Annotated in this window: 20 protein-coding genes; 11 read left to right on the top strand and 9 right to left on the bottom strand. The window is 73.0% G+C overall.

Annotated elements, in window-relative coordinates:
• Window positions 1-5 precede the first annotated feature (5 nt).
• Complete coding sequence (locus BQ6202_RS09480) at window positions 6-1,772, bottom strand: acetyl/propionyl/methylcrotonyl-CoA carboxylase subunit alpha (RefSeq protein WP_072314235.1); 1,767 nt, start codon at window positions 1,770-1,772, stop codon at window positions 6-8.
• Between the two features lie 131 nt (window positions 1,773-1,903).
• Here BQ6202_RS09480 and BQ6202_RS09475 point away from each other — a divergent pair, with 131 nt between their 5' ends.
• The 4 genes from BQ6202_RS09475 (at window position 1,904) to BQ6202_RS09460 (ending at window position 7,155) form a co-directional block, all read left to right on the top strand.
• Complete coding sequence (locus tag BQ6202_RS09475; protein ID WP_072314234.1) at window positions 1,904-2,692, top strand: hypothetical protein; 789 nt, start codon at window positions 1,904-1,906, stop codon at window positions 2,690-2,692.
• Window positions 2,693-2,756: 64 nt separating this feature from the next.
• Window positions 2,757-3,380 carry a TetR/AcrR family transcriptional regulator gene (locus BQ6202_RS15010; protein ID WP_072314233.1) on the top strand — a complete coding sequence of 208 codons (624 nt, stop codon included), beginning with the start codon at window positions 2,757-2,759 and terminating at the stop codon, window positions 3,378-3,380.
• A 3-nt stretch (window positions 3,381-3,383) separates the two neighbouring features.
• Window positions 3,384-5,114: an ABC transporter ATP-binding protein gene (locus BQ6202_RS09465; RefSeq protein WP_072314232.1), complete on the top strand. Its 1,731-nt coding sequence runs from the start codon at window positions 3,384-3,386 to the stop codon at window positions 5,112-5,114.
• A gap of 1 nt (window position 5,115) precedes the next feature.
• Window positions 5,116-7,155, top strand: a complete 2,040-nt coding sequence (locus BQ6202_RS09460; RefSeq protein WP_072314231.1) for an ABC transporter ATP-binding protein — start codon at window positions 5,116-5,118, stop codon at window positions 7,153-7,155.
• A 22-nt stretch (window positions 7,156-7,177) separates the two neighbouring features.
• Here the strand turns inward: BQ6202_RS09460 and BQ6202_RS09455 are convergent, their stop codons facing one another.
• Entirely contained in the window at window positions 7,178-7,822 is a 645-nt protein-coding gene (locus tag BQ6202_RS09455) for a Maf family protein (RefSeq protein ID WP_072314230.1), read from the bottom strand.
• A gap of 114 nt (window positions 7,823-7,936) precedes the next feature.
• On the opposite strand from BQ6202_RS09455, the gene BQ6202_RS09450 reads away from it, so the two are divergent.
• Window positions 7,937-9,205, top strand: a complete 1,269-nt coding sequence (locus BQ6202_RS09450; RefSeq protein ID WP_083587177.1) for a class I SAM-dependent RNA methyltransferase — start codon at window positions 7,937-7,939, stop codon at window positions 9,203-9,205.
• A gap of 18 nt (window positions 9,206-9,223) precedes the next feature.
• Here the strand turns inward: BQ6202_RS09450 and BQ6202_RS09445 are convergent, their stop codons facing one another.
• Genes BQ6202_RS09445 through BQ6202_RS09430 form a run of 4 tightly spaced genes read right to left on the bottom strand, consistent with a single transcriptional unit; the run spans window position 9,224 to window position 13,238 of the window.
• Window positions 9,224-10,363, bottom strand: a complete 1,140-nt coding sequence (locus BQ6202_RS09445) for an FAD-dependent monooxygenase (protein ID WP_072315083.1) — start codon at window positions 10,361-10,363, stop codon at window positions 9,224-9,226.
• Between the two features lie 53 nt (window positions 10,364-10,416).
• Window positions 10,417-11,379 carry a DNA topoisomerase IB gene (locus BQ6202_RS09440; RefSeq protein ID WP_072314229.1) on the bottom strand — a complete coding sequence of 321 codons (963 nt, stop codon included), beginning with the start codon at window positions 11,377-11,379 and terminating at the stop codon, window positions 10,417-10,419.
• A 37-nt stretch (window positions 11,380-11,416) separates the two neighbouring features.
• Complete coding sequence (locus BQ6202_RS09435) at window positions 11,417-11,653, bottom strand: acyl-CoA carboxylase epsilon subunit (RefSeq protein WP_072314228.1); 237 nt, start codon at window positions 11,651-11,653, stop codon at window positions 11,417-11,419.
• 13 nt (window positions 11,654-11,666) lie between these two features.
• Complete coding sequence (locus tag BQ6202_RS09430) at window positions 11,667-13,238, bottom strand: acyl-CoA carboxylase subunit beta (protein ID WP_072315081.1); 1,572 nt, start codon at window positions 13,236-13,238, stop codon at window positions 11,667-11,669.
• Window positions 13,239-13,454: 216 nt separating this feature from the next.
• Here BQ6202_RS09430 and BQ6202_RS09425 point away from each other — a divergent pair, with 216 nt between their 5' ends.
• The 6 genes from BQ6202_RS09425 (at window position 13,455) to BQ6202_RS09400 (ending at window position 19,172) form a co-directional block, all read left to right on the top strand.
• A complete protein-coding gene (locus BQ6202_RS09425; protein ID WP_072314227.1) occupies window positions 13,455-14,180 on the top strand; it encodes a biotin--[acetyl-CoA-carboxylase] ligase in 726 nt (241 codons plus the stop codon).
• Window positions 14,181-14,197: 17 nt separating this feature from the next.
• A complete protein-coding gene (locus BQ6202_RS09420; protein WP_072314226.1) occupies window positions 14,198-14,710 on the top strand; it encodes a PH domain-containing protein in 513 nt (170 codons plus the stop codon).
• 40 nt (window positions 14,711-14,750) lie between these two features.
• Window positions 14,751-16,094 carry a UDP-glucose dehydrogenase family protein gene (locus tag BQ6202_RS09415; protein ID WP_072314225.1) on the top strand — a complete coding sequence of 448 codons (1,344 nt, stop codon included), beginning with the start codon at window positions 14,751-14,753 and terminating at the stop codon, window positions 16,092-16,094.
• Window positions 16,091-17,212 carry a 5-(carboxyamino)imidazole ribonucleotide synthase gene (locus BQ6202_RS09410; RefSeq protein ID WP_072314224.1) on the top strand — a complete coding sequence of 374 codons (1,122 nt, stop codon included), beginning with the start codon at window positions 16,091-16,093 and terminating at the stop codon, window positions 17,210-17,212. The genes BQ6202_RS09415 and BQ6202_RS09410 overlap by 4 nt, the downstream gene beginning before the upstream one ends.
• 62 nt (window positions 17,213-17,274) lie before the next feature.
• Window positions 17,275-17,802, top strand: a complete 528-nt coding sequence (purE, locus tag BQ6202_RS09405; protein ID WP_072314223.1) for a 5-(carboxyamino)imidazole ribonucleotide mutase — start codon at window positions 17,275-17,277, stop codon at window positions 17,800-17,802.
• The gene (locus tag BQ6202_RS09400) at window positions 17,799-19,172 is read left to right on the top strand and encodes an LCP family protein (protein WP_072314222.1); all 1,374 of its coding nucleotides are present in this window, start codon (window positions 17,799-17,801) and stop codon (window positions 19,170-19,172) included. Before purE ends, BQ6202_RS09400 begins: the two co-directional genes overlap by 4 nt.
• A 175-nt stretch (window positions 19,173-19,347) precedes the next feature.
• Here BQ6202_RS09400 and BQ6202_RS09395 read toward each other — a convergent pair whose 3' ends face one another.
• From BQ6202_RS09395 to BQ6202_RS09385, 3 genes are all read right to left on the bottom strand, one after another.
• Window positions 19,348-20,487 (bottom strand): glycosyltransferase, encoded by a 1,140-nt coding sequence (locus BQ6202_RS09395; protein ID WP_072314221.1) that lies wholly within the window; start codon window positions 20,485-20,487, stop codon window positions 19,348-19,350.
• Window positions 20,484-21,467 (bottom strand): dTDP-glucose 4,6-dehydratase, encoded by a 984-nt coding sequence (gene rfbB / locus BQ6202_RS09390; protein ID WP_072314220.1) that lies wholly within the window; start codon window positions 21,465-21,467, stop codon window positions 20,484-20,486. Before rfbB ends, BQ6202_RS09395 begins: the two co-directional genes overlap by 4 nt.
• Before the next feature lie 132 nt (window positions 21,468-21,599).
• Complete coding sequence (locus tag BQ6202_RS09385; RefSeq protein ID WP_072314219.1) at window positions 21,600-22,547, bottom strand: glycosyltransferase; 948 nt, start codon at window positions 22,545-22,547, stop codon at window positions 21,600-21,602.
• Between the last annotated feature and the right edge of the window lie 84 nt (window positions 22,548-22,631).

The raw sequence follows: 22,631 nt of genomic DNA, 5'->3' as shown, positions 1-22,631 counted from the left end.
CGGCGTCAGGCCGCGTCGGGCGTGATCGTCAGGAGCGGGTGACCAGAGGGCACCGTCTTGCCGACCGGGGCGTCGATCGCGGCGATCGTGCCGTCGATCGGCGCCGAGAGCGGCTGCTCCATCTTCATCGCCTCGAGCACGACCAGCAGGTCGCCCGCGACCACGTGGTCGCCCACCTGCACCTCGGCCTTGACGACCGTCGCCTGCATCGGGGAGACGATCGAGCCCGAGCCGGCACCGCCCTCGAGCGCGCGGCGGGTGCGGCGCGGCGCGGGACCCTTGGCGTCCTTCGCGTCGGAGAAGAGGCGCTTCGGCATCGAGACGGCGATGCGCTTGCCGTCGCTCTCGACGACGACCGTGCGGCGCGGCTCGGGGCCGCCCAGCTCGCCGGCCTCGCCCGCCCAGGGCTGCAGCTGGTTGTCGAACTCCGTCTCGATCCACGAGGTGTAGATGCTGAAGGGCGCGTCGCCGGCGGGCGCGAAGGCCGGGTCGTCGACGATCGCGCGGTGGAAGGGCAGCACGGTCGGCAGGCCGTCGACCTCGAACTCGGCGAGCGCGCGGCGCGAGCGCTCGAGCGCCTCGGCGCGATCGCGACCGGTGACGATGAGCTTCGCGAGCATCGAGTCGAAGTTGCCGCCGATCACGTCGCCCGCGATGACGCCGGAGTCGACGCGCACGCCGGGGCCGGAGGGGGTGCGGTAGATGCGCACGGGGCCGGGCTGCGGCATGAAGCCGCTGCCGGCATCCTCGCCGTTGATGCGGAACTCGATGGAGTGGCCGCGGACCTCGGGGTCGTCGTATCCGAGCTCCTCGCCCTCGGCGATGCGGAACTGCTCGCGCACGAGGTCGATGCCCGTGACCTCCTCGGAGACCGGGTGCTCGACCTGCAGGCGCGTGTTGACCTCGAGGAAGGAGATGGTGCCGTCGGCACCGATGAGGAACTCGCAGGTGCCGGCGCCGACGTACTTCGCGGCGCGCAGGATCTCCTTCGAGGCGTGGCGCAGCTGCGCATCCTGCTCCGCGGTGATGAACGGCGCGGGCGCCTCCTCGACGAGCTTCTGGTGGCGGCGCTGCAGCGAGCAGTCGCGGGTGGAGACGACGACGACGGTGCCGTGCGCGTCGGCGAGGCACTGCGTCTCGACGTGGCGCGGCTTGTCGAGGTACTTCTCGACGAAGCACTCGCCGCGACCGAAGGCCGCGACCGCCTCGCGCGTCGCCGACTCGAACTGCTGCTCGACCTCGTCGCGCGTGAAGGCGACCTTGAGGCCGCGCCCGCCGCCGCCGAACGCCGCCTTGATCGCGACGGGCAGCCCGAACTCGTCGACGAACTCGAGCACCTCTGCCGCGCCCGAGACCGGCTCGATCGTGCCGGGGGCGAGGGGGGCGCCGACCGACTCGGCGATGTGCCGGGCCGAGACCTTGTCGCCGAGCTGCTCGATGGCCTCGGGGCTCGGCCCGATCCAGGTGAGTCCCGCACCGATGACGGCGCGCGCGAAGGCTGCGTTCTCCGCCAGGAACCCGTAGCCCGGGTGCACCGCATCCGCGCCCGAGCGGCGCGCGACCGAGAGGATCTTCTCGATCACGAGGTAGCTCTCGGCGCTGGTCGAGCCGTGCAGCGAGTAGGCCTCGTCGGCGAGCTGCGCGTGCTGCGCATCGCGGTCGGGCTCTGCGTAGACGGCGACCGAGCCGATGCCTGCGTCGCGCGCTGCGCGGATGATGCGGACGGCGATCTCACCGCGGTTGGCGATCAGGACCTTCGTGATGCGGGGCATGGTTCCTCAGCCTAGGCGGCGATGCATGACGGATGCGTGCACTCGCCACACAGATCGACGGCATTCCGTTGCGGATTCCCACAGTCGCCTGGGCCTGGCGGGGCGCGTCGCGTGCGCCGTAGCATCCAGGGGTGGAACCCGTGCTCGTGCTGCTCGCCGAGTGGTGGTGGGTGGCTCCCGCCGGCGCGAGCGCCGGCACGATCGGCGTGCTCGGCGCCCGGCGCCTCGGCCCGGCCGGTCGACGGCTCGAGCTCGACGCCGCGCGCCACGACGTGCGCGGCGCGCAGCGGTCGCTCGCCCGGGCGAGGGCCGAGCTGCAGCGCGTGCGCGCGGAGCTCGCCCGCGCGAAGGCCGAGGGCGGCGCCGCCGCGATCGCCGAGGCGAGGCGGCTCGTGCGCCACAGCGAGCGCGCGGCCAAGGCTGCCGTCGCTGACCTGGCGGCGCGGCGCGCGTCCGTCGCGGCCGCCCGTGCGGCGCTCCCGCCCCTCAGCGCTCCCGTCGAGGCGATGCCGCTCGCGCGACTGCGCGCCGAGCACGACGCGGTGACCGCGCGCTGGCTCGTCTACGAGACCGACCCCGGCACGGCGCTCGACGCCCCCGGCATGCAGGATGCCGCCTCACCCACCCTGCGCGCCTTCCTCGAGGCCCAGGGCCGGGCCCTGGAGCTGCGCCCGGCGAGCGCGGATGCGCGCCTGAGCGCCGCTGGCTTCGCGGCGTACCGCGACGCGGTGGCCGGGGCGACAGCCGCGTTCGAGGTCGCGGAGCGCGCCGCCGTCGGCGGACCCGCCGCGCTCCCGCGCGCCGCAGAGCCCGGGAGCTGGGGCGCCATCGCCGACGAGCTGCTGGGCACCGCCCAGGCCGCGATCGCGCGCTCGCTGGACGCGTGGCAGCGCGACCGGCGCGAGCGCCCGCAGGCCTGACGCCCTCCGCGACGGTTGCGCAGCGGGGTTGGTGAGTGAGCGCTCACTCATCTATGATGGCGGCGTGACTCCCATCCCGCGCCTCAGCAACGACGCCCGTCGCGCGCAGATCGTCGAGGCGGTCACGCCCGCGGTGCTCGAGCACGGCGCGGCGATCACGAGCCGGCAGCTCGCCGATGCCGCCGGCGTCGCCGAGGGCACGCTCTTCAAGGCCTTCGGCGACAAGGAGTCGCTGCTCACCGCGCTGGTGGAGCACCACATGACCGACGAGCGCACCGAGGGCTTCGAGAGCGACTCGCTCGAGGCGGTCGTCGAGACGATGGTGGGCGTGCTCGTGGAGCGCATGCGCTTCATGTTCCAGCTGGTCGTGGCCCTCGGACCCATCGCCCAGCGGGTGGCCGGCGAGCGGCGCGCCGACTTCGAGCAGTCGAAGCACTGGATCGCCGAGCACTTCGAGCCCTACGCCGGCCAGCTGCGCGTCACGCCGCTCGTCGCCGCCGACCTCGTCCGCACCCTCTCCTGGGCGGCCGCCGCCTCCTGGGGCGAGGACGCCCCCGTGTCATCGGCCGATGACATCCTGCAGGTGCTCCTCCACGGCATCGTCCGCACCGATGCCGAGCCCGACGCATCCGCACCGACACCCCTGGCCGGCCCGCCGGCATCCGTCCTCGAAGACCAGAAGGCCTGACCCATGCTCTGGAAGCTCATCGTCCGCTACGTGAGGCCCTCCTGGCTTCCGCTGATCCTCGTCGTCGCGTTCCAGTTCACGCAGTCGGTGCTCTCGCTCATGCTGCCGACGATCAACGCCGACATCATCAACGACGGCGTGCTCGCCGGCGACACCGACACGATCTGGCGCCTCGGCTTCCTGATGCTCGGCCTGAGCCTCGGCCAGGTCGCCGCGAACATCCTGGCGATCCTGTTCGGCGCACGGCTCGCGATGCGCGCCGGCCGCGACCTGCGCAGCGACATCTTCCGCAAGGTCGGCGACTACAGCGAGCAGGACGTGCAGCGCTTCGGCGCAGCGAGCCTCATCACCCGCAACACGAACGACGTGCAGCAGGTGCAGATGCTCATCCTGATGAGCTGCACGATGCTGCTGTCGGCGCCGATGCTCGCGGTGGGCGGCGTCATCATGGCGGTGCGCGCCGACGCGACGCTCTCGTGGCTCATCGCCGTCGCGGTGCCGCTCATGCTCGTCGTGCTCGGCATCATCGTCTCGCGCATGGTGCCGATCTTCCGGCAGCTGCAGGACCGCATCGACGCGATCAACAAGGTGCTGCGCGAGCAGCTCACCGGCATCCGGGTGATCCGCGCGTTCGTGCAGGAGCGCCGCGAGCGACAGCGCTTCGCGGTCGCGAACGACGACGTCACCGATGCGATGCTGCGCACCGGCAACCTCTTCGTGCTGATGTTCCCCATCATCATGCTCATCGTCGAGGTCTCGTCGATCTCGGTCATCTGGTTCGGCGCCGGGCTCGTCGACCGCGGCGAGCTCGAGATCGGCACGATGATGGCGTTCCTGCAGTACCTCATGCAGATCCTCATGGGCGTGCTCATGGTGACGTTCATGACGATCATGCTCCCGAGGGCCGCCGTCTCGGCGAACCGCATCGGCGAGGTGCTCGACACCGACTCGACGGTCGTGCAGGTGACGCCCGGGCAGGGTGCATCGATGCCGACGCCGGGCACCGTCGAGCTGCAGGACGTCGTCTTCCGCTACCCGGGCGCCGACACGCCCGTGCTCGACGGCGTCTCGCTCCGGGTGGAGCCCGGCGAGACGCTCGCCATCATCGGCTCGACCGGCGCGGGCAAGACGACGCTCGTGAACCTCATCCCTCGCCTGTTCGACGCCACCGGCGGCCGCGTGCTCGTGGGCGGCGCCGACGTGCGCGAGGTCGATGCCGAGACCCTCTGGAGCGGCATCTCGATCGTGCCCCAGCGGCCCTACCTGTTCGGCGGCACCGTGGCCTCGAACCTCCGCTACGGCAACGACGACGCCACCGATGAGCAGCTCTGGCGCGCCCTCGAGATCGCGCAGGCCGCCGGCTTCGTGCAGCAGCTCGAGGGGCAGCTCGAGGCGCGCATCGCGCAGGGCGGCACCAACGTCTCCGGCGGCCAGCGCCAGCGCCTCTCGATCGCGCGGGCGCTCGTCGCCGAGCCCGACGTGCTCGTCTTCGACGACTCGTTCTCGGCGCTCGACCTGACGACGGATGCGCGGCTGCGGGCGGCGCTCAGGGAGGCGGTGGGCGAGACGACGCAGATCGTCGTCGCCCAGCGGGTGTCGACGATCGTCGACGCGGACCGCATCGTGGTGCTCGAGGCCGGCAGGGTCGTCGGCACCGGAACCCATGACGAGCTGCTCGCGAGCAGCGAGACGTATCGCGAGATCGTCGAGTCGCAGATGGCTGTGGAGGCCTGAGATGGCACGGAACGAGAAGACGGAGCACGTGCTGACCGAGGAGGAGCGCCTCGAGGAGGAGCTCGCCGAGGCCGCGCGCCTGGGCGCCGGCGACTGGGAGCCGCCGCCCGGCAAGGCCAAGTCCTTCTGGTCGTCGGGCCGGCGCCTCATCGGGCTCATGCACCCCTACCGCTGGTGGCTCGGCGTGGTCTTCGTGCTGGGCGCGATCGGCGTGCTGCTGGTCGTGCTCGGCCCGAAGCTGCTCGGCGAGGCGACGAACCTCGTGGTGCAGGGCTTCATCCAGCGCCAGATGCCGGAGGGCGCGACGCAGTCGCAGATCGTCGAGGGCCTGCGGCAGCAGGGTCAGGGCGACTTCGCCAACATGGTCGAGCGGATGCCGAACCTGCAGCCCGGCCAGGGCATCGACTTCGAGGCGCTCGGCGGCATCCTGCTGCTCGTGCTCGGCGTCTACCTCGTCGGTGCGCTGTTCCAGTGGCTGCAGGGCTACGTCATCAACCGCGTCGTGCAGCGCACGGTCCAGGGGCTGCGCCGCGACGTGGAGGACAAGATCCACCGCCTGCCGCTGTCGTACTACGACCGCACGCAGCGCGGCGAGCTGCTCTCCCGCGTGACGAACGACCTCGACAACGTCGCGCAATCGATGTCGCAGACCATGTCGCAGCTCGTGACGGGCTTCCTGACCGTCATCGGCGTGCTCGTCATGATGCTGACGATCAACGTCTGGCTCGCGCTCATCGCGCTCATCGCCGTGCCGTTGACCGGCATCATCCTGGCCGCGGTGATGGGACCGGCGCAGGGGCTCTTCAAGGAGCAGTGGAAGCGCACGGGCAAGCTGAACGCGATCGTCGAGGAGGCCTTCACCGGCCACGCGCTCGTCAAGGTGTTCGGCCGCGAGGAGGCGGTGCGCGCCCGCTTCGCGGAGGAGAACGACGGCGTCTTCGCCGCATCGTTCAAGGCGCAGTTCATCTCCGGCCTCGTCTTCCCGCTCATGACCTTCGTCGGCAACATCGGCTACGTGCTGGTCGCCGTCGCCGGCGGGCTGTTCGTCGCGGCCGGCCAGATCCTGGTGGGCGACGTGCAGGCCTTCATCCAGTACTCGCAGCAGTTCTCGCAGAACCTCGGCCAGATCGGGCAGACCGTCACGATGGTGCAGTCGGGCGTGGCGAGCGCGGAGCGCGTCTTCGAGCTGCTCGACGCCGAGGACGAGTCCTCGGACGAGGGCGGCGCGGCGCCCGCATCCGGCAGCGGCCGAGTGGTCTTCGACCACGTGCGCTTCTCCTACTCGCCGGAGAAGCCGCTCATCGACGACCTGTCGCTCGATGTCGAGCCGGGGCAGACGGTCGCCATCGTGGGGCCGACGGGCGCCGGCAAGACGACGCTCGTCAACCTGCTCATGCGCTTCTACGAGCTCGACGGCGGGCGCATCACGCTCGACGGCGTCGACACCGCGACCATGACGAGGGATGCGCTGCGCGCGCAGACGGGCATGGTGCTGCAGGACACGTGGCTCTTCGGCGGCACGATCCGCGAGAACATCGCCTACGGCCGGCCGGATGCCACCGAGGCCGAGATCCTCGAGGCGGCGCAGGCGACCTACGTCGACCGCTTCGTGCACGCGCTGCCCGAGGGCTACGACACCGTCATCGACGAGGAGGCCTCGAACCTCTCCGCGGGCGAGAAGCAGCTCGTCACGATCGCCCGCGCGTTCCTCGCGCAGCCGAGCGTGCTGATCCTCGACGAGGCGACCTCCTCGGTCGACACCCGCACCGAGCTGCTGCTGCAGCAGGCGATGGCGGCGCTGCGCACCGATCGCACCTCGTTCGTCATCGCGCACCGGCTCTCGACGATCCGCGACGCCGACCTGATCCTCGTGATGGAGGCCGGCCGCATCGTCGAGCAGGGGTCCCACGAGCAGCTGGTCGCCGCAGAGGGCGCCTACTGGCGACTGCTCCACGCGCAGTTCGAGCAGGCGGCGACCGACCTCGACATCGACGACGGCCGCGCCCAGACGGGCACGATCCCCGCGCAGCAGACGACGTAGGAGGGCTCGGCCGGCGAGGGGCTCAGCCGGCGGGTGCTGCGGTCAGCGTCGGCCACGCGACGTCGAGCTCGCGAGCGAGGCGGCGCACGGCGGGGATGCTCATGCCGATCACCGTCGAGGGATCGCCATCGATGCGGTCGATGAACGCGGCCCCGCGGCCGTCGATCGTGAAGGCACCGGCGACCTCGAGCGGCTCACCCGTGGCGACGTAGGCGTCGATCTCGGCATCATCGATGTCGGGCGAGAAGTCGAGGTGGGTCGCCGTGGTGACCCCGGCCGAATCCTGGATGCGCCCGTCGCGCACGCGCAGCATCCAATGCCCCGAGTGCAGCGTCGCGGAGCGGCCGCGCTGCGCGAGCCAGCGCTCGCGAGCGCGCTCTGCCGTGTGCGGCTTGCCGAGCATGGCGCCGTCGAGCTCGAGCGACGAGTCGCCGCCGAGCACGAGGCCGTCGAAGCCCGTGAGCGGATCCTGGTCGAGCAGCGCCTCAGCCTTGGCGCGCGCGAGCAGCAGCACGTAGGAGTCGGGGGAGAGCGGCCCGTGCTCGGCCTCGTGCGCGGCGATCAGCAGCTCCTCGTCGAGGTCGGTGGGTCGCACGATCGGCTCGATGCCGACCTGGCGCAGCAACGCGAGTCGGGCAGGGGAGGCGGAGGCGAGGATGAGCTGCACGCGTCGATCCTCGCACCCCGTCGGCGCGGAGGTGAGCCGAGGGCGCCGGCCCCGCCGGCCGCGCCCTGCCGCCAGCTGAGCGCGGCAGTGTCGCCGGTGCGGGAGGATGGAGCCATGCCCGCAGACATCACCGAAGGCCAGATCGTCGACCTCACCATCGACAACGTCGCCCACGGGGGCCGCTTCGTCGGCCGCCACGGCGCGACCGACACAGAGCGCGGTCGCGTCGTCTTCGTGCCCGACACCGTGCCGGGCGAGACCGTCCGTGCGCAGGTCGTCGAGGTGAAGAAGTCGTTCGCGACCGCTGTCGCGCTCGAGGTCGTCGACGCATCCGCCGACCGCGTCGACCACATCTGGCCCGAGGCGGCGATCGACCGCTCGCCGGCCGAGCGCGCCGGCGGCGCCGAGTTCGGCCACATCCGCCTGGCTCGTCAGCGCGAGCTCAAGCAGCGCGTCATCGAGGACGCCCTGCAGCGCACCGGCGGCATCACCCGCGAGGTGCCCGTGCAGGCCGCGCCCGGCGATGACCAGCGCGGTGGCCTCGGCTGGCGCACCCGCGTGCGCCTGCACGTCGACGACCGAGGCCGCCAAGGCCCCTTCGCGCCGCGCAGCCACGAGGTCGTGCCCGTGACGAGCCTCCCCCTGGCGACCCAGGGCATCCAGCTCTCGGCGCAGCTCGACCAGCGCCTCGGCGGCGTCACCGCCGTCGACTACGTCGAGTGGGGCGAGGGCGAGGTCGACGTGATCGCATCGGAGGGCGCGCCCGAGCGCGGCAGATCCGACACGATCGTCGAGACGGTCGGCGATCGCGAGTTCCAGCTCGACCGCTCGGGCTTTTGGCAGGTGCACCGCGAGGCGCCGGGGGTGCTGACGGATGCGGTGCGGCGCGTCATCGACGTCGCTCGCGTCGACCCCGCGGGCTGGTCGCTCGACCTCTACGGCGGCGTCGGGCTCTTCGCGACCACCATCGCCGAGGTGCTGGGCGAGCGCACGCGCGTCACGAGCGTCGAGGGCGACGAGGTGGCGACCGATCACGCCTCCGAGAACCTGGCGGAGTGGCTGGGCGCGAACGCCGAGACCGGGCGCGTGGATCGCTGGCTGCGCGAGCTGGGCAGCCGGGCGAGCAAGCAGGATCGCGAGCGGCTCGCGAACGGGCTCGTCGTGCTGGACCCGCCGCGCGTCGGCGCCGGGCGCGACGTGATCGAGCAGCTGGTCGAGCTCTCGCCCGCGCAGATCGTCTACGTCGCGTGCGACCCGGTGGCGCTCGCGCGCGACGCGAAGCTGCTGGGCGAGCGGGGTTGGAGCATCGACTCGCTCGAGGCCTTCGACCTCTTCCCGCACACGCACCACGTCGAGGCGGTCGCGGCCTTCCGCCGCAGCTGAGCCGCGACGCGCTGCTCGTCAGCGCGGCTTCGTGATGCCGCCGGCCGCGCGCGCGACGAGGTGCGCGACGCCCGGGAGGGCCGCCGCTCGCCAGACCGCGCGCTGCGCCTCGACCTCGAGCCGGGTGTGGGGCGCGAAGGTCGCCTGCGCGCGGCGACCGCGCGCCTGCTCGCGCTCGATCACCGGCCGCCAGTCGCGCTCGAAGGCGGCGAGGCCGGCCGTCACGTCGCTCGGGTGCCGTGCGAAGGCCAGCTCCTCCGCGAGCCGCTCCGCGCCCGCGATGGCCAGCGACGCGCCCTGCCCGGCGAGCAGCGAGACGGCGGCGCACGCATCGCCGAGCAGCACCACGCGGCCGCGCACCCAGGGCTCGACCACCGTCTGCGCGACCGCATCGACGTAGGGATCGCGGACGCCCTGCACCGCCCGCCGCCCGAGCGCGCCCATCCCTCGGATCGCCCCGCGGGCGTCGGCGGCGCCCACGCCCCGCAGCACCGCGAAGCCGGTCACCTCCGTCTCGCCGAGCGGCGCGACGACGAGCTGCCGATCCTGCTCGAGCTGCATCGCCACCTTGCCGCCCAGGTCATCGTGCAGCCGCCCGTCGTCGCCGATCCACGCGACAGCGGTCAGCTCGCCGAGCGGGCGCACGAAGCCGCGCGCCGGGCCCCACACGAGCTGTCGCACTCGGGACCCGACGCCGTCCTCGCCCACCAGCAGGTCGGCTGCCACGCGCTCGCCGTCCGAGAGCAGCACGTGCGCGGCGGTGCCGTCGTCGTGCACCGCCTCGACCTGCGTGCCCCAGCGCATCCGCACCGCACCAGGCAGTGCCTCGGAGAGCGCCGCCACGATCTGCGGCCGCAGGATCGTCAGGGAGCGCCCCTGCACCGCCCGCTCGACGAGCGAGATCGGCAGTCGCGCCCGCACCCGCCCGACGGCGTCGACGCTGCGCAGCTCCTCGAACGACTCGGCGCGCGCTCGCAGCCCCGGCAGCAGGCCCATGCGCTCGGCCGCGTCGAAGCCCGGCCCGAAGAAGTCCACGAGATACCCGGATGCGCGGGGCGCGGCAGCGCGCTCCACCACCTCGACGCTCCACCCGTCGAGCGCCAGCCGGCCGGCCAGCGCGAGCCCGGCGACGCCGGCGCCCGAGACGACGGCGTGCATGCGCGGCGAGGCGCGGCCGCCGTCAACCGGGCCCGCTCCAGCACCCGCGGCGCTCATCGCAGCAGATCGAGCAGCGCGCGCTCGCGCGAGCCGCGCAGCCCGATCGTCGCGCCGGCCTCGAAGCGCGCGAACACCTCGGGATCGATGTAGCTCGACTTGGCCACGGCGGGGGTGTTGCCGAGGGCCTCGGCCACCGCGAGCACCGCGGCGCGCTCCGCCCGGCGCCGCGCGGTCTCCGAGCCCACCTCGCGGGCGCGGGCGAGCGAGTCGGCGGCGACGAGCGTGCCGTGCAGCGTGCGGAAGTCCTTCGCCGTGAACTCGCCGCCGGTCGCCTCGCGCACCGCGGCGTTGAGGTCGACGTCGCGCAGCGCGTGCACGCCGGCGGAGTCGCGCCAGGCGAGCAGCCGCGAGCGGCCAGAGCGCCCCGAGCGCAGCTCGTCGATGCAGCCCGCGAGCGGTGCGTCGTCGATCGTCACGTCGAAGCGCTGGCCCGACTTGGCAGGGAAGCGCAGGCGCACGGCGTCGCCCGTGACCGTCGCGTGGCGGCACAGCAGCGTCATGAGGCCGCGCGAGCCGCGCTCCTGCGCGTAGGTGTCGCCGCCCGCGCGGATCGCGACGGCATCGAGCATGCGCAGCGCCGCGGCGAGCACGCGCTCGCGCGGCAGTCCCTCGAGCGCGAGGTCGCGCGTCACCCGGCGGCGCAGCGACGGCAGGGCCTCGGCGAGGTCGAGGGCGCGCTCGTGCTTGGCGCGGTCGCGTCGCTCGCGCCACTCGGGGTGGTAGCGGTACTGCGTGCGACCCGCGTCGTCGACGCCGATCGCCTGGATGTGCGCGAGCGGGTCCGCCGCGATCCACACGTCCCGCCAGGCAGGCGGCACCGCGAGCGTCTCGGCGCGCTCGCGGTCCTCGGCAGAGACCTTCCGCCCGCCGTCGTGCGCGTACGACCACCCGCGACCCGACCTGCGTCGCCGGATCCCCGCATCCGTGCCCGGACGCGCCTTGCGCAGCCTCACCATGCCGCGATGCTAGCGAGGCGGAGCCCGGTGTCTGCTGTCAGTCGCGCTTCCAGCGCGCGCCGGAGGGGAGCCGCGTCTTCGCCTGCCACTCGCTCTCGGTGTCGAGCACGCGGCGGTGCTTCGTCTCGGCCCACTCCTCGGCGAGCCCGACGAGCACGGCCTCGACCGCGGCCTGCTCCTGCGCGGTGGGTGCGCCCGAGACGACGTGCATGAGGGGCTCGGATGCGTCGGCGTGCGCCGGGCGGCTCGAGGTCGTCATCGCGTCACGGGCCATGTCGTGGGACGCATCACAGCGGGATGTTGCCGTGCTTGCGCTCCGGCCGCTGCACGCGCTTGGTGCGCAGCGATCGGAAGGCCCGCGTGATCATGACGCGCGTCTCGGCCGGCTCGATGATGCCGTCGAGCTCGCCGCGCTCAGCGGCGAGGAAGGGCGAGGCGACGTTGTAGGTGTACTCGCTCGCGAGCCGCTGGCGCACGGCCGCGACGTCGTCGCCGTCCGCCTCCGCCCGCTTGATCTCGTTGCGGTAGAGGATGTTGACAGCGCCCTGCCCGCCCATGACGGCGATCTCTGCGGAGGGCCACGCGACGTTGATGTCGGCGCCGAGCTGCTTCGAGCCCATCACGATGTAGGCGCCGCCGTAGGCCTTGCGGGTGATGACGGTGACCATCGGCACGGTCGCCTCGGCGTAGGCGTAGAGCAGCTTCGCGCCGCGGCGGATCACGCCCGACCACTCCTGGTCGGTGCCGGGCAGGTAGCCGGGCACGTCGACGACCGTGAGGATCGGGATCGAGAACGCGTCGCAGAAGCGCACGAAGCGCGCGGCCTTCTCACCGGCCTCGATGTTGAGCGTGCCGGCCATCGCGTTCGGCTGGTTGGCGATCACGCCGACCGTGCGGCCCTCGAGCCGCCCGAAGCCGATCACGATGTTGGGCGCGTAGAGCGGCTGCACCTCGAAGAACTCGCGGTCGTCCATGAGCGTCTCGATGATGGCGAGCACGTCGTAGGGCTGGTTCGGCGAGTCGGGGATGATCGTGTTGAGGCGGCGGTCGGCGTCGTTGACGACGCGCTCGGCGCTGTGGTCGTAGGCGGGGACCTCTGCCTGGTTGTTGTCGGGCAGGTAGGCCAGCAGCGCCCGCACGTAGTCGAGCGCGTCGTCCTCATCGGCGGCCAGGTAGTGGCTGACACCGGAGACGGTGTTGTGCGCGCGTCCGCCACCGAGCTCCTCGAAGCCGACCTCCTCGCCCGTGACCGTCTTGATGACGTCGGGGCCGGTGACGAACATGTGGCTCGACTTGTCGACCATGATCACGAAGTCGGTCAGCGCGGGCGAGTAGACGGCGCCGCCGGCGGCCGGGCCCATGATGATCGAGATCTGGGGGATGACGCCGGATGCGGCGGTGTTGTTGCGGAAGATCTCGCCGTACTTGCCGAGCGCGACCACCCCCTCCTGGATGCGCGCGCCGCCGGAGTCGAGCATGCCGACGATGGGCACGCCCACCTTCATCGCGTACTCCTGGATCTTCGTGATCTTCTCGCCGGCGACCTCGCCGAGCGAGCCGCCGAAGGTCGTGAAGTCCTGCGAGTAGACCGCGACCCGCCGGCCGTGGACGGTGCCGATGCCCGTGACCACCGAGTCGCCGTACGGCCGGTTCTTCTCCATGCCGAACGCGGTCGTGCGGTGGCGCACGTAGGCGTCGAACTCGACGAACGAGCCCTGGTCGACGAACTGCTCGATGCGCTCGCGCGCGGTCTTCTTGCCCTTGGCGCCCTGGCGCTCCTTCGCGCGGGCCTCCTTGTCGGTCACCGCCTCGCTGTGGCGCACCCGCAGATCCGCGATGCGGTCGGCGGTGGTGGACATGGGGGCTGCGGCCGCGGAGTCGTCAGACGCGCTGTTGCCCTCGGTCACGGTCTCGTCGGTCACGGATGCCACTCTAGACGCCGCCGCATGCTCGGCCTTTGTGGACTCCCACAGCGTCTCGCCGCGGAACGGTGGTGATCCTCTCCATCTCCGAGCGACGGTGCCGTCGTCGCTCGCTTGCGGGCGAGGCGCGGCCGAGCGCCCTAGCCTGTGGGGATGCTGTTCCCCGGCGCCGCCCGCATCGCTCCCATCGTCGAGCTCGAGACCGTCGCCTCGACCTTCGACGCGGTCGACGAGCGCGCCGGCCACCTCACCACCTGGGCGACGCTCGACCAGCGCGCGGGTCGCGGCAGGCTCGGGCGCGAGTGGGTGAGCCCGCCGGGCAAGTGCCTCGCCGCGACCGTGCTGGTGCACACCAGGCGGATGCGCGAGGACGCGGTGGCCTGGATGCCGCTCGCGGCGGGCCTGGCGCTCGCGGACGCGCTGCGCACCCTCGTCGGCGACAGAGCGGGCCTCAAGTGGCCGAACGACGTGCTCGTCGACGGCCGGAAGGTCGCCGGCGTGCTCTGCGAGCGGCGCAGGAACGCGGTCGCCGTGGGCTTCGGCGTCAACCTGACGCTCGAGCACGAGGAGCTGCCGACCGCGACCGCGACCTCGCTCACGCTCGAGGGGGCGGAGGGCACGGCCGCGGTGCTCGGCGATGCCGTGCTCTGGCACATGCTGCGCTCGCTCGACGCCCTGCTGCCGGCGCTCGGCGGCGAGCGCCTCCGCGAGGCGGTGGCCGCCAGGCTCGTGACGATCGGGCGAGACGTGCGCGTGGAGCTGCCCGACGGCGAGCTGCTCGGGCGCGCCGTGGGCCTCGGGCCGATGGGCGAGCTGCGCGTGGAGCACGAGGGACAAATCGTCGACGTGCGGGTCGGTGACGTCGTGCACGTGCGCTGATGGGGGAGAATCGTCGGGTGCCAGCCGGCGAGGAGCGAGTCATCGCGCGCATGCGACCGCATGGGCGCGCCCTCGTCGTGCCCGTGCTGGTGCTCTGGCTCTGCGCCGGGCTCGCGATGCTGCTGCTCGACACCGTCGACTGGGCGCTCTGGAACACCGCGGTGCTGACCGTGCTCGCGATCGTGGTGGTGCTGCTCACCGTGGTGCCGACGCTCGCGTGGCTGTCGCGCGGCTTCACCTTCACGACCGAGCGCGTCATCATCCGCACCGGCTTCGGCGGCACGCGTCGCGAGACGATGCTCGCGCGCGTCCACGACGTGACCGTGCGGCGACGCGGGCTCCAGGCGCTGTTCGGCGCCGGGGACGTGCTGCTGTCGACCGGCGGCGACCGCGCCGTCGTGCTGCAGGACGTGCCGGTCGCCTCGCTCGTGCAGCGCATGCTCTCCGAGCAGCTGAGCGCGCGCGGCGCGATCCCCTCCGCCGCCGGCCACCCCGGTGCCGGCTTCCCCCACGCAGGCCTCGGCGCCTGATCCACCCACCGCGCCCGCGGGCGCACGAAGAGGAGCTCACATGAAGATCGCCGTGATCGGCTGCGGGTACCTGGGTGCCGTGCACGCCGCAGCGATGGCGTCCCTCGGCTACGAGACCATCGGCATCGACATCGACGAGGCGAAGATCGAGCGGCTGCGCCGCGGCGAGCCGCCCTTCTTCGAGCCGGGCCTGCCTGAGCTGCTCCGGGCAGGCGTGGATGCAGGGACGCTGCGCTTCACCGCCGACGTCGCCGAGGCGGCGGGCAGCGACGTGGTCTTCGTCGCGGTCGGCACACCGCAGCGCGCAGGCTCCGATGCCGCCGACCTCACCTACGTCGACGCAGCCATCGCCTCGCTCCTGCCGCACCTCGCTCCCGGCACGCTCGTCGCCGGCAAGTCGACCGTGCCGGTCGGCACGGCGCAGCGGCTGGCCGAGCTCATCGCCCCGACCGGCGCGACGCTCGCCTGGAACCCCGAGTTCCTGCGCGAGGGCTTCGCGGTCGAGGACACCCTCGCGCCCGACCGCCTGGTCTACGGCGTCGCCGACGGTGACGAGGCATCCGTCGCCGCCCTCGATGCCGTCTACGCGGCGATCCTGGCGCGCGGCACGGAGCGGCTGGTGATGAGCTTCGCGACCGCCGAGCTCGTCAAGGTGAGCGCCAACGCGTTCCTGGCCACGAAGATCTCGTTCATCAACGCGATGGCGGAGCTCTCCGAGACCGTGGGCGCCGACGTGACGCAGCTGGCCGACGCGATCGGGCTCGACGCGCGCATCGGCCGCCGCTTCCTGAACGCGGGACTGGGCTTCGGCGGCGGATGCCTGCCGAAGGACATCCGGGCGTTCCAGGCGCGCGCCACCGAGCTCGGGCACGAGCAGACGCTCGGGTTCCTGCGCGAGGTCGACCAGATCAACCTGCGCCGCCGCGACCGGATGGTCGAGCTCATCGACGGCGAGCTGGCCCGCGTCGGCGGCGACCGCGTCGCGCTCCTCGGGCTGGCCTTCAAGCCCAACAGCGACGACGTGCGCGACTCGCCCGCGATCGACGTGGCGCGGCGCCTGCAGGAGCAGGGCCGCGTCGTGACCTGCTACGACCCGGAGGCCGGGGAGACGGCGCTGCGCTCGGTGCCGACGCTCACGATCGCCGCGTCGGTCGAGGAAGCGATCCGCGGCGCCGACGTGCTCGCGCTCGGCACGGAGTGGCAGGAGTTCCGCGACCTCGACCCGGTGGCGGTCGCCGCGCAGACCGAGGCGCGCGTCATCGTCGACGGGCGCAACACGCTCGACGCGAAGCGCTGGGCAGCCGCCGGCTTCAAGGTCATCGGCCTCGGGCGGCCCGACACGGCGCCCGCCTCCGGCGCCCTCGCCTCGGAGCCGTCGGCATGATCCTCGGGGTGATCGGTGGCGGGCAGCTCGCGCGCATGATGATCCCCGCCGCGGTCGCGCTCGGCATCGAGATCCGGGTGCTCGCAGAGTTCGAGGGCATGTCCGCCTCGCTCGCGGCCACCGACATCGGTGACTACCGCGACGCATCCGTCGTGCTCGCCTTCGCCGAAGGCGTCGACGCCGTGACCTTCGACCACGAGCACGTGCCGCAGGAGGTGCTGCGCGCGCTCGTCGATGCCGGCGTGGCCGTGCACCCCGGCCCCGACGCGCTGCGCTTCGCGCAGGACAAGCGCGAGATGCGGCGGCGCATGGCCGAGCTGGGCGTGCCGCAGCCCGACTGGGCGGCGGTGGATGCGGCGGAGGACCTCGAGCGGTTCCTCGCCGACCACGGCGGGGTCGGCGTCGTGAAGACGGCGACCGGCGGCTACGACGGCAAGGGCGTGCGCGTGGTGCGCTCGGTCGACGAGGCCCGCGACTGGCTCGAGGGCGCCGCTGCGGGCGGGCCGCGGCTGCTCGTCGAGGAGCTCGTGCCGTTCCGGCGCGAGCTCGCGCAGGTGATCGCGCGCCGCCCCTCCGGGGAGGTCGTGGTGTGGCCGCTCGTGCAGACGGTGCAGCGGGACGGGATCTGCGTCGAGGTGCTGGCGCCGGCGCCGCACGCCGCGGGCATCCAGCCGATCGTGGACGACCTCGCGCGCACCGTCGCCGACGGCATCGCCGTCACCGGCGTGCTCGCGATCGAGATGTTCGAGACGAGCGACGGCCGCGTGCTCGTCAACGAGCTCGCCATGCGACCGCACAACTCGGGCCACTGGACCATCGACGGCGCCATCACCAGCCAGTTCGAGCAGCACGTGCGCGCGGTGCTCGACCTGCCGCTCGGCTCGACGGCGCTCGTGGCGCCCGCGGCGGTCATGGTGAACGTCATCGGAGGGCCGGCCTCCGGCTCGATGGCCGACCGCTACCCGTCGGCGCTCGCGGCGCATCCGGACGTGAAGGTGCACTCGTACGCCAAGGCGGCGCGCCCGGGCCGGAAGGTCGGCCACGTGACCGCGGTCGGCGACGACATGGACGAGGTCGCCTACCGCGCGCGCGCCGCGGGCGCGCACTTCGACGCGTGAGCCGCACCGACGCTGGCGAGGGGCGGTCGGCGGCCATAGGGAGCCGCCGTACCCTGGACGGCATGGCAGCGCAGGTCAGCATCATCATGGGCTCCGACTCGGACTGGCGGGTCATGGAGGCGGCCAGGGCCGTCCTCGATGAGCTCGGCGTCGCGTCGGAGGTCGACGTCGTCTCGGCGCACCGCACCCCGCAGAAGATGGTGGAGTTCGCGCACGGCGCGGCCGAGCGCGGGATCCGCGTCATCATCGCGGGCGCAGGGGGAGCCGCCCACCTGCCCGGCATGGTCGCCTCGATGACGCGCCTGCCGGTGATCGGCGTGCCCGTGCCGCTCCAGCGCCTCGACGGCCTCGACAGCCTCCTCTCGATCGTGCAGATGCCCGCCGGGATCCCCGTGGCGACCGTCTCCATCGGCGGGGCCAAGAACGCCGGCATCCTCGCCGCGCGCATCCTCGGTGCCTTCGACGCCGAGCTCGGTGCTCGCCTGGACGACTACGCCGCCGCGCTCGAGCGGCAGGTGGGCGAGAAGGCCCGGGCCCTGCGCGACCGCGTGGGCGACGGCGCCGCTGACCGCCCGGCGACGGGCGCATGACGCTGCTCGAGGTCGGCACGCCGCTTCGCAGCCCCGACTCCGGCAGCCCGGAGCTCATGCAGCGGCGCGGCTGGTGGCTCGTCGCCGTCGGCTTCCTGCTGCCGGGCAGCGCCCAGGTGCTGGCGGGCAACCGGCGGCTCGGCCGCTTCGGCATCGCGGCGACGGCGACGCTCGTCGTGCTGGCACTGCTCGCCGGCCTCCTCTGGATCGCGTGGCGCACGGCGCTCCTGACGATGGTCGCCAACTCGATCGGCCTCGTCGCTATCGAGGTGCTGCTCATCGCCTACGCCGTGCTCTGGCTCGTGCTGGGCTTCGACACGCTGCGACTCGCGCGACTGCCGAAGGTGGCCGGGCGCGGTCGAGCGGCGATCGCGATCGTCTCGATCGTCGCGACCCTCGGGCCCGCCGCGCTCGCCGGCTACGGCGCATCCCTGGTCGACGCATCCCGCGGTCTGGTGTCGAGCCTGTTCGACTTCGCCGGGCCAACGGTCGAGCCGATCGACGGCCACTACACCTTCATGCTGTTCGGCAGCGACGCCGGCGAGGATCGCATGGGCACGCGCCCCGACTCGATGACCGTGATCGCGGTCAACGCCGAGAGCGGTGCGGCGACCATGGTCGGCGTGCCCCGCAACCTGCGCAACGCCCCCTTCTCGGAGGGCTCGCCGATGTGGGGGCCGTTCCCGAACGGCTTCGACTGCGAGTCGAGCGACTGCATGCTCAACGGCTCCTTCACCTATGGCGAGGAACACCCCGAGCTCTACCCGGACGCGGAGGAGAGCGGCTCGAGCCCAGGCATCGAGGCGACCCGCGACGCAGTGGAGGGCGTCACCGGGCTCACGGTGCAGTTCTACGTCGCCGTCGACATGCACGGCTTCGAAGATGTGGTGGATGCGCTCGGCGGCGTCGAGATCGACGTGCCCACGGAGGTCGCGCTCGGCGTCGAGGGCGCCGAGCCTTTCGGCTACATCCCGCCGGGACTGCAGCGCATGGACGGCCCGACCGCCCTCTGGTACGCCCGCAGCCGCACCGGCACCTCCGACTACGACCGCATGGCGAGGCAGCGCTTGGTGCAGGAGGCGATCATCGCGCAGTTCACCCCGCAGACGCTGCTGACGAAGTACGGCGAGCTCTCGGCAGCCGGCCAGAACCTCGTGGACACCGACATCCCGCAGGCGATGGTCGGGCCGCTGTCGGAGCTGGCGCTCGAGACGCGCGAGCTGCCGATCACGAACCTCGAGCTGGTGCCGACCTCCGGCGTGGACACGGGGAACCCCGACTTCGACCAGATCCACGCGATGGTGCAGCAGGCGCTCGCCGAGGCGGCTGCGCTGACGGCCTCGACGGAGAGCCCGGCGCCCGCACCGTGACGCAGCTCGAGGAGGCCGCGGCGCGCAGCGCTGCTGCGGTCTCGTGACGCGTGCGGCTGCGCCGCGCGCTCCTCGACCTGCGGGGTGCGGCTGGGCCGCGCACTCCTCGACCTGCGGGGGGCCGCGCGCTGCTCGAGCTGCGGGGTGCGGCTGCGCCGGCGCCCGCACCGCAGGCCTACATCTCGGCGTGCAGCTGCCAGACCTGGCGCGCGGCGCCCTCCCAGGTGAAGGCCTGCGCGCGGTCCTGCGCGTGCAGGCGCAGGCTGTCGCGCTGCGCCTCGTCGCCGAGCAGCCCCGCCAGTGCCGACGCGAGCTCGTGCGTGCCGCCCTCGACGGGCACGCTCGCGCCGCCCGCGATCTCGTCGAGCGAGCGGGTCGAGGGGTGCACCGTGACCGTGCCGAGCGCGGCCGCGTCGAGCAGCGAGAGCCCGAGCGCATCCTGCTCCCACGCGTGCAGATGCGCGAGCGCGCGACGATGCACGACGGCGAGGTCGGCGTCGCCCAGCTCGCCGAGCATGACGATGCGGCCGGCCGGGATGCCCGCCTCCACCGCGAGCCCCGCGAGCCGGGTCTCGCCCCACTCGACGGGTCCCGCGATGACGACCCGCACATCCGGCATCTGCGCGCTCGCGATGGTCTCGACCAGGCGCTGGGCCTGGCCGCGGCCACCCGGCTGCGTGAGCGCGAGCACGTACTCGTCCGGCAGGTGCAGCTCGCGCGCCGGCGGGGTGGCGGAGGCGGTGAGGAGCGTCGCGGACGGCGCCGGCGGCACCACGCGCACCCGGCTCGCGACATCGGCGAGGAGGCCGAGGTCCTCGGCGACGGCGGTGGTGGGCACGACGATGCCGTCGGCGCGGGCGAGGGCGCGCTTGAGCGCGCGGTCGAACCACCGCTGCTTGCGCTCGCTGCGGTCGGAGAACGACTGCAGGCCATGCACGGTGACCGTCACCTGGTCGCCCGGCTCGGGCTCGCGCACGAGCGGCGCCATCAGGCTCGTCGCGTGCACGAGGCCGCGAACGGGGATGGTCGTGATCGTGTGCAGCCACGCCTCGCGCAGCTCGCGCGCCGAGATCGCGGTCTGCCGCAGGTCGGTGAGCCCCGGCACCTGCTCGCGCAGGCGCGCCTCGCGCGAGGTCGAGATCTTGGGCGACAGGGCAGCGACGCCGAAGCCCTCCGGCGCGGTGGCGATCAGCCCCCGGGTGAGCTCGGCCGCATAGCGCCCCACCATGGTGCGCGACCGCTCGGCGACCTCGTCGAGCACGACGGTCAGGCGCCCGCCATCGTCGGTCGCGAGGGTCGACGTCGCGTCGGTCACAGGGCAGCACGCTCCTTCAGGGGCTCCCACCACGAGCGGTGGTCGCGATACCACTGCACGACCTCGGCGAGGCCCTGCGCGAACGGGATCTGCGGCGCGAAGCCCAGCTCGTCGGCGATCTTCGCGGTGTCGACCGAGTAGCGGAAGTCATGGCCCTTGCGGTCTGCCACCTGCTGGATCGCCGACTCGTCGGAGCCGGTCGCCTCGAGCAGCATGGCGGTGAGCTCGCGGTTCGAGAGCTCGGTGCCACCGCCGAGGTTGTACACCTCGCCCGGCCGGCCCCCTGTTAGCACCAGCGCGATGCCGCGGCAGTGGTCGTCGACGTGCAGCCAGTCGCGCACGTTCTCGCCGTCGCCGTAGAGCGGCACCGGGAGGCCATCGATCAGGTTGGTGGCGAACAGCGGCACGAGCTTCTCGGGGAACTGGAAGGGCCCGTAGCAGTTGGAGGAGCGGATGATGCGCACGTCCAGCCCGTGCGTGCGGTGGTAGCTGCGCGCGAGGAGCTCGCTGCCCGCCTTCGAGGCGGAGTAGGGGCTGTTGGGCTCGAGCGGGTCGTGCTCTGCCCACGAGCCCCGCTCGATCGAGCCGTAGACCTCGTCGGTCGAGATGTGCACGAAGCGGCGCACGCCGTGGCGCAGGGCGGCGTCGAGCAGGCGCTGCGTGCCCACCACGTTCGTCTCGACGAAGATCGAGGCGTCCAGCACCGAGCGGTCGACGTGGCTCTCGGCGGCGAGGTGCACGACCGCGTCGACACCCGGCAGCACACGATCGAGCAGGCCGGTGTCGCGGATGTCGCCGTGCACGAAGGCGAAGTGCGGATGCGCTTCGACGTCGGCGAGGTTCGCGCGGTTGCCCGAGTACGTCAGGGCGTCCAGCACGGTGACGGATGCGCCCTCGAGGCCGGGGAGCCGGTCGTCGAGCACCATCCTGACGAGGGTGGATCCGATGAAGCCGGCGCCGCCGGTGACCAGGATCTTCACGGAGCAGGAGGCCTTTCGGTCGACGGGCGGGAGTGCTGACTCTAGTCGGCGTCGAGCTGGAGCCAGGGAGGACGCGCAGGCCACCGGCGGGCGCGGGGGAGCGGTGTCGCTCGCGGCCTCAGCGCCGTCGCCTCACCAGACGCCGAGCAGCAGCGCCTTGCGCAGCAGGCGTCGCTCGCGCACCTCGCGGCGCAGCTCGCCGGCGAGGCGTCGCAGCGCGAGGCGCGAGCCGAGGTCGGTGCGCTCGAAGAGCGGCGCGATGCGCTCGAGCCTGGGCCGCTGCGCGTCGTCGGCGACGGCGGCGCAGAGGCGCGCGACAGCGGCGCACTGCGCGCGGTAGTGGCCCGACTCGAGCCGGCGGAAGCGCGTGGTGGCCTGCCGCAGGCCGCGGTTCGCGCCGGTGGCGTTGGCGCCGTGCTGGCGGTAGTCCAGTGTCGGCTCGGCGTCGATGTGCCAGCGGCCGCCACTCGCGCGCACGATGGCGTAGGCGAGCCAGTCGTGCGGCACGAGGTCGTCGTCGCGCAGGTGCTCGAGCCCGGCGCGGATGCCCGCGACGGCGCGCGGCGTCATGACGAAGGTGCACCCCGGCCCGGCCGATTCGAGCAGGTAGTCGAGCGCGACCTGCGGCTGCGCCTTGTCGATGAGCTCGGTGCGCCGACCGCCGTCGGGCCGCTCCCAGAAGGCGACCACGTTGGAGGACACGGCGTCGACGCCGAGGCGATCGAGCAGGCCCAGCTGGCGGCTGAGCTTGTCGGCGTGCCAGACGTCGTCCTGGTCGGCGAAGGCGACGGCGTCCGCGCCGTCGAGGGGCGCCTCGCGGAGCAGGCGGAGGAAGTTCGCCTGCGGGGTGCCGAACCGCCCGGCCGGGAGGATCGTCACGCGGGAGTCGCTGGCCATGGCCGCGAGCAGCTCGCCCGTGCCGTCGGAGGAGGCGTCGTCGGAGACGACCAGCCGCACGGCGACGTCGCGCTGCGCGAGGATGCTCCCGACCTGCTCCTCGAGGTACGCGGCGCCGTTGTGGGTCGCCAGCAGCACGAGGACGCGGCGATCGGGCGAACCCGTCTGATCCCCTGCGTGCATTGGTGCGGAACCTCTCCTCAGGCGACCTCCGAGCCGGCCTCCGAGCCTACCCGCCGAACCTCGACTAGCCTGACCCGAGCATCC

Origin of the sequence: Agrococcus sp. Marseille-P2731 (genome assembly GCF_900117395.1) — a bacterium.
Lineage (GTDB): Bacteria > Actinomycetota > Actinomycetes > Actinomycetales > Microbacteriaceae > Agrococcus.
This window is presented reverse-complemented; position numbering and strand designations above follow the sequence as displayed.

Bases quoted from the DNA above. Each gene is read 5' to 3' on its own strand.
- BQ6202_RS09480 (WP_072314235.1), bottom strand. From the start codon at position 1,772: ATGCCCCGCATCACGAAGGTCCTGATCGCCAACCGCGGTGAGATCGCC.
- BQ6202_RS09465 (WP_072314232.1), top strand. From the start codon at position 3,384: ATGCTCTGGAAGCTCATCGTCCGCTACGTGAGGCCCTCCTGGCTTCCG.
- BQ6202_RS09460 (WP_072314231.1), top strand. From the start codon at position 5,116: ATGGCACGGAACGAGAAGACGGAGCACGTGCTGACCGAGGAGGAGCGC.
- BQ6202_RS09450 (WP_083587177.1), top strand. From the start codon at position 7,937: ATGCCCGCAGACATCACCGAAGGCCAGATCGTCGACCTCACCATCGAC.
- BQ6202_RS09445 (WP_072315083.1), bottom strand. From the start codon at position 10,363: ATGCACGCCGTCGTCTCGGGCGCCGGCGTCGCCGGGCTCGCGCTGGCC.
- BQ6202_RS09440 (WP_072314229.1), bottom strand. From the start codon at position 11,379: ATGGTGAGGCTGCGCAAGGCGCGTCCGGGCACGGATGCGGGGATCCGG.
- BQ6202_RS09435 (WP_072314228.1), bottom strand. From the start codon at position 11,653: ATGGCCCGTGACGCGATGACGACCTCGAGCCGCCCGGCGCACGCCGAC.
- BQ6202_RS09430 (WP_072315081.1), bottom strand. From the start codon at position 13,238: ATGTCCACCACCGCCGACCGCATCGCGGATCTGCGGGTGCGCCACAGC.
- BQ6202_RS09425 (WP_072314227.1), top strand. From the start codon at position 13,455: ATGCTGTTCCCCGGCGCCGCCCGCATCGCTCCCATCGTCGAGCTCGAG.
- BQ6202_RS09415 (WP_072314225.1), top strand. From the start codon at position 14,751: ATGAAGATCGCCGTGATCGGCTGCGGGTACCTGGGTGCCGTGCACGCC.
- BQ6202_RS09410 (WP_072314224.1), top strand. From the start codon at position 16,091: ATGATCCTCGGGGTGATCGGTGGCGGGCAGCTCGCGCGCATGATGATC.
- purE (WP_072314223.1), top strand. From the start codon at position 17,275: ATGGCAGCGCAGGTCAGCATCATCATGGGCTCCGACTCGGACTGGCGG.
- BQ6202_RS09400 (WP_072314222.1), top strand. From the start codon at position 17,799: ATGACGCTGCTCGAGGTCGGCACGCCGCTTCGCAGCCCCGACTCCGGC.
- BQ6202_RS09385 (WP_072314219.1), bottom strand. From the start codon at position 22,547: ATGCACGCAGGGGATCAGACGGGTTCGCCCGATCGCCGCGTCCTCGTG.